General features: G+C 70.6%; 8 protein-coding genes. 2 read left to right on the forward strand and 6 right to left on the reverse strand.

Annotation, left to right across the window (positions count from 1 at the left end; translation table 11 throughout):
- The first annotated feature begins 63 nt into the window (after window positions 1-63).
- Both FNX44_RS18590 and FNX44_RS18595 read left to right on the forward strand, forming a co-directional pair.
- On the forward strand, window positions 64-963 hold the full coding sequence (locus FNX44_RS18590) for an acyl-CoA thioesterase (protein ID WP_143649421.1): 900 nt from the start codon (window positions 64-66) through the stop codon (window positions 961-963).
- A gap of 51 nt (window positions 964-1,014) precedes the next feature.
- Complete coding sequence (locus FNX44_RS18595) at window positions 1,015-2,106, forward strand: class I SAM-dependent methyltransferase (RefSeq protein WP_143649422.1); 1,092 nt, start codon at window positions 1,015-1,017, stop codon at window positions 2,104-2,106.
- A gap of 282 nt (window positions 2,107-2,388) precedes the next feature.
- On the opposite strand, the gene glmS is transcribed toward FNX44_RS18595, so the two are convergent.
- The 6 genes from glmS to FNX44_RS18625 all read right to left on the reverse strand — a co-directional run bounded on the left by glmS (window position 2,389) and on the right by FNX44_RS18625 (window position 9,535).
- Entirely contained in the window at window positions 2,389-4,215 is a 1,827-nt protein-coding gene (glmS, locus tag FNX44_RS18600; protein ID WP_143649423.1) for a glutamine--fructose-6-phosphate transaminase (isomerizing), read from the reverse strand.
- 72 nt (window positions 4,216-4,287) lie between these two features.
- Window positions 4,288-4,566 (reverse strand): hypothetical protein, encoded by a 279-nt coding sequence (locus FNX44_RS18605; protein ID WP_143649424.1) that lies wholly within the window; start codon window positions 4,564-4,566, stop codon window positions 4,288-4,290.
- 133 nt (window positions 4,567-4,699) lie between these two features.
- Window positions 4,700-6,148, reverse strand: a complete 1,449-nt coding sequence (locus FNX44_RS18610) for a GH1 family beta-glucosidase (protein ID WP_143649425.1) — start codon at window positions 6,146-6,148, stop codon at window positions 4,700-4,702.
- Between the two features lie 68 nt (window positions 6,149-6,216).
- The gene (locus FNX44_RS18615) at window positions 6,217-7,074 is read right to left on the reverse strand and encodes a carbohydrate ABC transporter permease (protein ID WP_143649426.1); all 858 of its coding nucleotides are present in this window, start codon (window positions 7,072-7,074) and stop codon (window positions 6,217-6,219) included.
- Between the two features lie 10 nt (window positions 7,075-7,084).
- A complete protein-coding gene (locus tag FNX44_RS18620) occupies window positions 7,085-8,086 on the reverse strand; it encodes a carbohydrate ABC transporter permease (RefSeq protein WP_143649427.1) in 1,002 nt (333 codons plus the stop codon).
- A 72-nt stretch (window positions 8,087-8,158) separates the two neighbouring features.
- Entirely contained in the window at window positions 8,159-9,535 is a 1,377-nt protein-coding gene (locus FNX44_RS18625; RefSeq protein ID WP_143649428.1) for an ABC transporter substrate-binding protein, read from the reverse strand.
- Between the last annotated feature and the right edge of the window lie 328 nt (window positions 9,536-9,863).

Genomic DNA, 9,863 nt, shown 5'->3' on the forward strand with positions numbered 1-9,863 from the left:
ACCACCCCCCACCCCGCCGCCCGGCTCCCCGCGCCGGGCGGCGGGTTTCGGAACCACAGGACCATGACCCAGGCACTCGACTCACTCCTCGACCTGCTCGACCTGGAGCGGATCGAACAGGACATCTTCCGGGGCGTCAGCCGCCCCTCGCTCGTCCCCCGCGTGTTCGGCGGGCAGGTGGCCGCGCAGGCGCTGGTGGCCGCCGGCCGCACCGTGCCGGACGACCGGCCGGCGCACTCACTGCACGCCTACTTCCTGCGTCCGGGCGACGCCGGGGCGCCGATCGTCTACACCGTCGACCGCATCCGCGACGGCCGCTCGTTCACCACCCGCCGCGTGGTGGCCGTGCAGCACGGGCAGCCGATCTTCCACCTGTCGGCGTCGTTCCAGACGTACGAGGAGGGCCTGGAGCACCAGGAGCCGATGCCGCCGGCCCCCGACCCCCGCACCCTGCCGGACGCCGAGGAGATGCTGCCCAAGTACGCCCATCTCTTCGGCGATCCGGAGGTGCCGCGCCGACTGAGCGAGGCGCGTGCGGCGGTGGACCTGCGGTACGTGAACGAGCCGCCGTACGCGGCGGCGGTGAGCGGGCCGAGCGAGCCGCGCTCCCAGGTGTGGTTCCGGACGAACGGCCGGCTCGACGGCGAGCGGGACCAGCCGATGCTGCACATCTGCCTGGCGACGTACGTGTCCGACATGACGCTGCTGGACTCGGTGCTGCTGGCGCACGGCCGGGGCGGCTGGGCGGTGGGCGACGTGGTGGGCGCGAGCCTGGACCACGCGATGTGGTTCCACCGACCGTTCCGGGCGGACGAGTGGCTGCTGTACGACCAGGAGTCGCCGACCGCGCAGGGCGGCCGGGGCCTGGGCAAGGGACGGATCTTCACGGAGGACGGCCGACTCGCGGTCTCGGTGATCCAGGAGGGCGTGGTGAGGGTCCCGCACGGCCGAACCGCCGGGTAGGTCATATCGTCATGAATGTGTCCATTCCACGGTTGGAAGGAGGGCACGACCATGACCACCCATCTCGAACCGGAACAGCAGGGGTCCGGCCTGGACGAGCGCCGCATGGAGGAGTTCGCCGGCAAGCTGATCGACACCTTCTCCGGCGGAGTCCTGACGCTGATGGTCGACATCGGCTACCGGACCGGCCTCTTCGAGACGCTGGCCCGGGGACCGGGGACCAGCGAGGAGATCGCGGAGCGCGCCGGACTGCAGGAACGCTACGTCCGCGAGTGCCTGGGGTCGCTGGTGACCGGCGGGATCGTCGAGTACGACCCGGACGACGGCCGGTACACGCTGCCGGCCGAGCACGCGGCCTGTCTGACCGGTGGCGGCTCGCAGAACATGGCCTCCCTGAGCGAGATCGTGACGCTGCTCGCCCCGCACATGAACGACACCACACGGGTGTTCCGCGAGGGCGGCGGCATCCCTTACGAGGAGTTCCGTCCGGACTTCACCAGCGTCATGGACGCCATGAGCCGCGGGCTCTACGACGGCCAGTTGATCGACGGCATCCTGCCCCTGGTGGACGGCCTCACCGACCGGCTGACCACGGGCTGCCGGGTGGCCGACGTGGGGTGCGGCACCGGGCACGCGATCAACGTGATGGCCGCCGCGTATCCGGCGTCGACGTTCGTCGGCTACGACATCAGCGAGGAGGCCATCGAGTCGGGGCGTTCCGAGGCCGCCGCGTCGGGGCTCGCGAACGCGGAGTTCGAGGTCCTGGATGTCGTCCGGCTGCCGGCCGACCCCGGCTTCGACGTGGTGTTCGCGTTCGACTCCATCCACGACCAGGTGGATCCGGCGGGCGTGCTGGCCGCGGTGAGCGCGGCGCTCCGGCCGGACGGGCTGTTCGTGATGATGGACACCAAGTCCTCCAGCAGGCTGGAGAAGAACATCGGCAACCCGCTCGCCCCGATGATCTACGGCGTGAGTGTCATGCACTGCATGACCGTGTCGCTGGCCCACGGCGGCGCCGGCCTGGGCACGGCCTGGGGTGAGGAGTTGGCCCGGAGCATGCTGGCCGACGCGGGCTTCACCGACGTGCGCACCCACGACGTCCCGGACGACCCGATGGACATGGTCTACGTCTGCCGCCTCTGACGACGGCGAACCGTGTCCGGACGGCGGCGATGTGTGACGGTTGAACCTACTCGTCCGTAGGGGGTGGGTTGTGCGCTTGTGAGGGGCATATAGCTGGAACACGCGCTGCCGGAGGCGGAGGTGACGGTCTGCTTCCGGCGGCTCTGCGCCGGCGTAATGGGCGACGCCGGCAAAGGGGAGGCGGCCCCGGTACGCGTTGGTGGCACGCGTTCCGGGGCCGCCCGCCCGGCGTCCGGGCCCCTCACACCACGGTGACGGCACTCCACACCACGGTGACGGCACTCACTCCACGGTGACGGACTTCGCCAGGTTGCGCGGCTTGTCGATGTCGCGGCCGAGCGCGAGCGCCGTGTGGTAGGCGAGCAGTTGGAGCGGGATGCCCATCAGGATCGGGTCCAGCTCGACCTCGTTGCGCGGCACGACGATCGTGTGGTCCGCCTGCTCCTGCTCGCCGTGGGCGACGGCCAGGATGCGTCCGCTGCGGGCCTTGATCTCCTCCAGCGTGGCCCGGTTCTTGTCGATCAGTTCGTCCTCGGGGAGGACCGCCACGGTCGGCACGGCCGGCTCGATCAGGGCGAGCGGCCCGTGCTTGAGCTCGGAGGCCGGGTAGGCCTCGGCGTGGATGTAGGAGATCTCCTTGAGCTTCAGGGAGGCCTCCAGCGCGACGGGGTAGCCGCGCACCCGCCCGACGAACATCATCGACTTGGCCTCGGCGTACTCGGCGGCGACCTTCCGGATCTCCGGTTCGAGCTTCATGATCTCGCCGATCTGCTCCGGCAGGCGGCGCAGTCCGCTGATGATCCGCTTGCCGTCGGCGACGGAGAGGTCGCGGATGCGGCCCAGGTGCAGGGCGAGCAGCGCGAAGGCGACGGCGGTGTTGGTGAAGCACTTGGTGGAGACGACGCAGATCTCCGGCCCGGCGTGCACGTAGACACCCCCGTCGGTCTCCCGCGCGATGGCGCTGCCGACGACGTTGACGACGCCGAGCACCCGGGCGCCCTTGCGCTTGAGCTCCTGCACGGCGGCGAGCGTGTCGTAGGTCTCGCCGGACTGGCTGACCGCGATGTACAGGGTGTCCGGGTCCACGACGGCGTTGCGGTAGCGGAACTCGCTGGCCGGTTCGGCGTCGGCGGGGATACGCGCCAGCTCCTCGACGAGCTGGGCGCCGATCAGCCCGGCGTGGTACGCGGAGCCGCAGCCGAGGATCTTCACCCGGCGCACCGAGCGGGCCTCGCGGGCGTCGAGGTTGAGCCCGCCGAGGTGCACGGTGGCGAAGCGGTCGTCGATGCGGCCGCGCAGCACGCGGTCGACGGCGTCCGCCTGCTCGGTGATCTCCTTGTGCATGTACGTGTCGTGGCCGGCCATGTCGTAGGACTCGGCCTCCCACTCCACGGTGGTGGGCGACGCCGTGGTGCGGCTGCCCTCGGTGGTGTAGGTGCGGTAGTCGTCGGCCTTGAGGGTGGCCATCTCGCCGTCGTCCAGGGTGATGACCTGGCGGGTGTGCGAGACGAGCGCGGCGACGTCGGAGGCGACGAACATCTCGTGCTCGCCGATGCCGAGGACGACGGGCGAGCCGTTGCGGGCGACGACGATGCGGTCGGTGAAGTCGGCGTGCAGCACGGCGATGCCGTAGGTGCCCTCGACCAGGCGCAGGGCTTCGCGGACCCGCTCCTCCAGGCTGCCGGCGGTGGAGCGGCCGATCAGGTGGGCGAGGACCTCGGTGTCGGTCTCGGAGGTGAAGACGACGCCCTCGGCGGTGAGGCGGGCGCGCAGTTCGGAGGCGTTGTCGATGATGCCGTTGTGCACGACGGCGACGCGGCCCTCGGCGTCCTGGTGCGGGTGGGCGTTCTCGTCGCTGGGGGCGCCGTGGGTGGCCCAGCGGGTGTGGGCGATGCCGGTGGTGCCGTTGAAGCGGGCGGGGACGCGCTCCTCCAGCTCCCGTACGCGGCCCTTCGCCTTCGCCGTGCGCAGTCCGCCGGCGCGGCCGGGGCCGTTGGCGTGGATGGCGATACCGGCCGAGTCGTAGCCCCGGTACTCCAGGCGCTGCAGCCCCTCCAGCAGCAGCGGGGCGACGTCCCGCTTGCCGATGTAACCGACGATTCCGCACATACCGCTCTCTCTTTCCCTCGCACTGCCCAACCGTGGACGACTCGGCAGCGGGCCGACTCAGCCGTGCCCGACTCAGCCGTAGACGACGCGCCGCAGCTGGCGCAGCGACAGCGCCGGCGGGGCCACCGCGCGGTGCGGCAGCTCCTCGCTGATCCGGTCGAAGATCGCCGGATTGGTCAGCCCGCGCGCCTGGAGTTCCCGGTGCCGTCGACGCACGTACTCCTCGGTGGTCTCGTCGAAGTACGCCAGCACGTCGAGCACCACGCGAGCCGCCTCGCCGCGCTGGAGCGCGGTGGTGCGGACGAGGTGGTCGACGAGGTCGTCGTGGGACGGCGTACGGCGATCGAGCACCCGTTGATACTGAGGGTCGGGCGAGCGTTTCGCAAATGTCCTGCCCGGAATCGGGCAGGAGCCCGGATGATCCCCGCCGTCGGTGATCATCCGGGCGGCCTCAGGGCCTCAGGGCGCCCCTGGCACTCCCGACTCAGTCCACCGGCGGCAGCCGACGGGTGCGGATGAGCTCGGCGTACCAGCGGGCGGAGGTCTTCGGTGTGCGGCGCTGCGTCTCATAGTCGACGTGGACGGCGCCGAACCGCTTGCCGTACCCGTAGGCCCACTCGAAGTTGTCCAACAGGGACCACAGGAAGTAGCCGCGCACGTCCACCCCCTCGGCCCGCGCCCGGGCCACCTCGGCAAGGTGGTCGTGCAGGTAGGCGACGCGTTCGGGGTCGTGCACGCTGCCGTCGGCGGCCGGCCGGTCGTCGCGCGCCATGCCGTTCTCGGTGACGTACAGCGGTACTCCGGCGGCCTCCTTGGCCAGTCGGCGCAGCACGTCCCGCAGCCCGGTGGCGTCCACGCTCCAGCCCATCGCGGTGAGCGGCCCCGGCGGCTGGTGGAAGGCGACCCTGTCCGCGCCCGGCCACGGCGTCTGCTCGCCCTGACCGTGGCCGTCCCGCCGGTCGGCCGCCGCCCCCTCCGGTACGGCGGAGACCAGCGTGGGGGTGTAGTAGTTGACGCCGAGCGCGTCCAGCGGCTGGTGGACGGCGGCCAGGTCACCGTCCTTCACGAAGCTCCAGTCGGTGAGGTGGTCGGTGTCGGCGATCAGGTCCTCGGGGTAGGCGCCGTGCAGCAGCGGACCCTCGAAGACGCCGTTGGAAAGCGCCTCGACCCGGCGCCGGGCGTCGAGGTCGGCGGTGGTGTCCGAACGGGCCCGGACGGCCGCCGGGTTGAGGCTGATGCCGACCTTGGCGCGGCCCGGCAGGTTCGCCCGCAGGGCCTGGGTGGCGAGCCCGTGGGCCAGGTTGAGGTGGTGGGCGGCGCGCAGGGCGGCGACGTGGTCGGTCCGGCCGGGGGCGTGGACGCCGGAGCCGTAGCCGAGGAAGGCGCTGCACCACGGTTCGTTGAGGGTCGTCCAGTGCTCGACCCGGTCGCCCAGCGCCTCGGCGACCAGTACGGCGTACTCGGCGAAGCGTTCGGCTGTGGCGCGTTCCGGCCAGCCGGCGCCACCGGTGGCCGGGTCGCCCTCCAGTTCCTGCGGCAGGTCCCAGTGGTAGAGGGTGAGCCAGGGGGTGATGCCGCGTTCCAGCAGCGCGTCGACGAGCGCGCGGTAGAAGTCCAGGCCGCGCTGGACGGCCGGACCGCGCCCGGTGGGCTGCACCCGGGGCCAGGAGACGGAGAACCGGTACGCCTGGAGGCCGAGGTCGGCCATCAGGGCGACGTCCTCCGGCCACCGGTGGTAGTGGTCGACGGCGACGTCCCCGGTGTCCCCGTCGCTGATCCTGCCGGGGGTGCGGCAGAAGGTGTCCCAGATGGACGGCGTGCGGCCGTCCTCGTCGACGGCGCCCTCGATCTGGTACGCCGAGGTGGCCGCGCCCAGGAGGAAGTCGGCGGGCAGGTCGGGCCGGGCGGCGGTGCCCGGCTGGGTCTGTGACATGGCGGAGTGCTCCCTGGGGTCGAGGGTGAACGCTCGGTGTGGGGCCCGGTGGTGACCGGAGGGGCGGGTCAGCCCTTGACGGCGCCCTGCATGATGCCGCCGACGATCTGCCGGCCGAACAGGGCGAACGCCACGAGCAGCGGAAGGGTGCCGAGCAGCGCGCCGGCCATGATCACGGACTGGTCGGGGATGTAGCCCCGGCCCAGGCCGGTGAGCGCGACCTGCACGGTCGGGTTGTCCTGGGTGAGCGCGATGATCGGCCAGAAGAACTCGTTCCAGGCCAGGACGAAGGTGAGCATGCCGAGCACCGCCATGGCCGGTCGGGCGGCAGGGAAGACGACGTGCCAGATGATGCGCAGGCTGTGCGCGCCGTCCACCCTCGCGGCCTCGACCAGCTCGGTCGGCAGCGCGTTCACCAGGTACTGGCGCATGAAGAACACGCCGAACGCGCTGGCCATCATCGGCAGGATGACGGCCTGGAGCTGGTTGGTCCACTGGAGTTCGGCGATCGCCATGAACAGCGGTACGACGCTGAGCTGCGGCGGCACCATCATCGTGCCGATGACCAGCACGAGCAGCACGTTCCGGCCCCGGAAGCGGAGCTTGGCGAAGGCGAAGCCGGCGAGCGTGGCGAACAGCACGGTGGAGACGGTCACCGTGCCGGCGACGAACACCGTGTTGACCAGGGCCTTGCCCATGTTGGCGTCGCTCCAGGCGATCTGGAGGTTGTCCAGCAGGTTGGCGCCGAACCAGAGCGGCGGCGGCGTCTCGGCGAGCCGCTGGTTGTCGTGGGAGGCGGCGATCGCCGTCCACACCAGCGGGAAGAGCGAGCCGACGGTGAACAGCACCAGCACGGCGTAGGTGAACAACCCGGGCCGCAGATGGCGGGCGGCCCGCTGGGGTGGTGGTGGGGTGACGGTTGTCATCGGACGCCCCTCAGTGGCTCTTCTGCAGACGCCGGGCCACCAGGAAGTAGACCAGGCCGACGAGGATGAGGATCAGGAACATCGTCCAGGCGATCGCCGAGGCGCGGCCCAGGTGGTAGTTGAACCAGCCCTGCTCGTACAGGTAGAGGCCGAGGGTCTGGTACTGGTGGGACGCGCCGCCGGTCTGCGAGCCGCCGAACAGCAGTGGTTCACCGAAGAGTTGGGTGGCGCCGATGGTCGAGACGACCACGGTGAACAGGATCGTCGGCCGCAGCGACGGGATCGTGACGTGCACGAACTGCTGCCAGCGGGAGGCGCCGTCCAGCGCCGCCGACTCGTAGAGGTCGTTCGGCACGGACTGCATGGCGGCCAGGTAGATCAGCGTGTTGTAGCCGGTCCAGCGCCAGATGACGATCGTGGACACGGCGAACTGACTGGTCCACGTGCCGCTCTCCCAGTCGACGTGGTCCACGCCGACCAGCCCGAGCGCCCAGTTGACCATGCCGAAGTCACGCCCGTAGAGCATCGCGAAGACAAGCGTGGCGGCGGCGACCGAGGTGGCGTACGGGGTGAGCATGGCGACCCGGAAGAACATCGAGCCGCGCAGCCGGTAGTTGAGCAGATGGGCCAGTCCGAGTGCCATCAGCAGCTGCGGCACGGTCGACAGCAGCCCGATGGTGAAGGTGTTCCCCAGCGCGTTCCAGAAGTACTCGTCCTTCAGCAGCCGGGTGTAGTTGTGCAGGCCGGCCCAGTCCATCTCGGTCGGCGTGTGCAGCGAGACCCGGTGGAGCGAGGCCCAACCGGTGTAGAGCAGCGGAAAGAGGCCGAAGGCGGCGAAGAAGAGGAAGAAGGGCGCGATGAACGCGTACGGGCTCCACTTCGTGTCGCGCCGGTACCACCGGCTGCGGCGGGCGGCCCGGCGGTGGGCGCGCCTGTCGGCCGGGGCGGCCTTGCGGGGCGGGTCCGCACCCTCCGCCGAGGCGGAGGGCGCGGACTTCAGGGAAACGGTCATCGGCGGGGCTCCCGGGGAGGGCTCAGTCGGCGAGGGCGTCTAGGGCCGGCGGATCGACCCGCCGGACAGGCCCTAGTCGGCGAGCGCGTCGTCGATCTTCTTCACGGCCGCGTTCCAGGCGTCCTTCGGCGACCGCCCCTGCTGCTCGACCTGGAGGATGCCGACGTCCGCGAGGTTCTGGCCGATGATCTGGTCCTTGGGACCGAGGATCGCCGTCGGGATGCCCTTGGCCGCGTCGGAGAAGATGCGGCCGATCGGGGCGGCGGCGAAGTACTCGTGGGTGGCGTCGGCGACCTCCGGCAGTTCCAGCGCCCGGCTCGAACTGGGGAAGCTCGCCTGCTTCCGGAAGAGCCTGGCCTGCTGCTTCGGCGCGGTCAGCCAGGTCGCGAGCTTGACGGCCTCGTCCTTGTTCCGCGAAGCCTCCGGCACGGTCAGGAACGAGCCGCCCCAGTTCGCCGGGCGCGGCGCGGCGGCCACGTCCCACTGGCCGGCGTTCTTCTCGCCCGCCTTCTCCTTGATGTAGCCGAGCATCCAGGAAGGGCAGACGACGGTGGCGAACGTGCCGTTGGCGTAGCCCTGGTCCCAGGCGGTGTCGAACTGCTTGAGGCGGCCCGTCATCTTCCCCTCGACGGCGCGCATCGCCAGGTCCCAGGAGGTTCGCACCGCTTCGCTCTTCTTGTAGACGAGGGTGCCGTCGGCGGCGTAGTTCTTCTCGGCGTAGCTGGAGACCGACCCGTTGTAGAGCCCGGTGGCGCCGTCCATGAAGGAGGTGCCCTTCGGCGCCTTGGCCGTGTACCGGGCTCCGACGTCGACGTACTTGGCCCAGTCGCCCGCCCACAGCTTGCCCACCTCGGCGCGGTCGGTGGGCAGCCCGGCCTTGGCGAACAGGTCCTTGCGGTAGCAGACGCCCATCGGCCCGATGTCCGTGCCCAGTCCGATGACCCGGCCGTCGGCGGCCTTGGCCTGGTCCCACTTCCACGGCAGGTAGCCGTCCTGGTCGACCCCCTCGGCCTTTGCCATGTCGACGAACTTGGCGGGCAGCAGGGTGGCGAGTTCGTTGATGTTGCTGACCTCGACGGCCTGGATGTCGGCGAGTCCGCTGCCCGCGGAGAGCCGGTTGAGCAGCGCGGGGTAGTAGTCCTCGTTCCGTTCGGTCGAGTTCTCCTTGATCTTGATGTGCGGGTTCTGCTTCTCGTACTCGTCGTACAGCCCGGCCTGCTTGTAGCCGAACACCCCGAACACGCCGACGGAGAGGGTGACCTTCTTCTTGCCGTTGCTCGCGGTGGCGTCCGCGTCGTCCGGCGAGCAACCGGCGAGCAGTCCGGCGCCGAGCGCCGCGGTCAGGACGACGGCGAGCCGCGCGGTCGCCCGCCGACGGCGGAAGAGCCCTCGACGAACGTCGGCCGGCTGGGTTGCGGGTCTTGCGGTGGCGGCGGACGGCAGCACCATGTGGTCCTCCCCGAGCGTACGGGATTTGGGATGAAATGTGCGTTGGGAGCGCTCTCAGTCGTGACGGGTTGAAGGTTCGCGGACCCCCTTCAGGGTGTCAAGACACCGTGCGACAACCGGTACGAAACACCAGACCGCCCAAGAGTCACCCACCAATGCCGACCAGGAGCACGCAACCGGCGAGCACGCCGCATTGATTACTTGAACGATGATCACGCCACGACGTTCCCGGCGGCACGTTCCGCCGACACATTTCCCCGCCTGCGGGCAGGAACCGGAACGAACCGCCGCCCGTTCAGCCGGCCCACACCGCCCCCACCTCCCGAGC

It is taken from the genome of Streptomyces alkaliterrae (assembly GCF_007097205.2).
Lineage (GTDB): Bacteria > Actinomycetota > Actinomycetes > Streptomycetales > Streptomycetaceae > Streptomyces > Streptomyces alkaliterrae.

What these genes read in the sequence shown, in the direction of transcription:
- FNX44_RS18590 (WP_143649421.1), top strand. Translation starts at nt 64, where the DNA reads ATGACCCAGGCACTCGACTCACTCCTCGACCTGCTCGACCTGGAGCGG.
- FNX44_RS18595 (WP_143649422.1), top strand. Translation starts at nt 1,015, where the DNA reads ATGACCACCCATCTCGAACCGGAACAGCAGGGGTCCGGCCTGGACGAG.
- glmS (WP_143649423.1), bottom strand. Translation starts at nt 4,215, where the DNA reads ATGTGCGGAATCGTCGGTTACATCGGCAAGCGGGACGTCGCCCCGCTG.
- FNX44_RS18610 (WP_143649425.1), bottom strand. Translation starts at nt 6,148, where the DNA reads ATGTCACAGACCCAGCCGGGCACCGCCGCCCGGCCCGACCTGCCCGCC.
- FNX44_RS18615 (WP_143649426.1), bottom strand. Translation starts at nt 7,074, where the DNA reads ATGACAACCGTCACCCCACCACCACCCCAGCGGGCCGCCCGCCATCTG.
- FNX44_RS18620 (WP_143649427.1), bottom strand. Translation starts at nt 8,086, where the DNA reads ATGACCGTTTCCCTGAAGTCCGCGCCCTCCGCCTCGGCGGAGGGTGCG.
- FNX44_RS18625 (WP_143649428.1), bottom strand. Translation starts at nt 9,535, where the DNA reads ATGGTGCTGCCGTCCGCCGCCACCGCAAGACCCGCAACCCAGCCGGCC.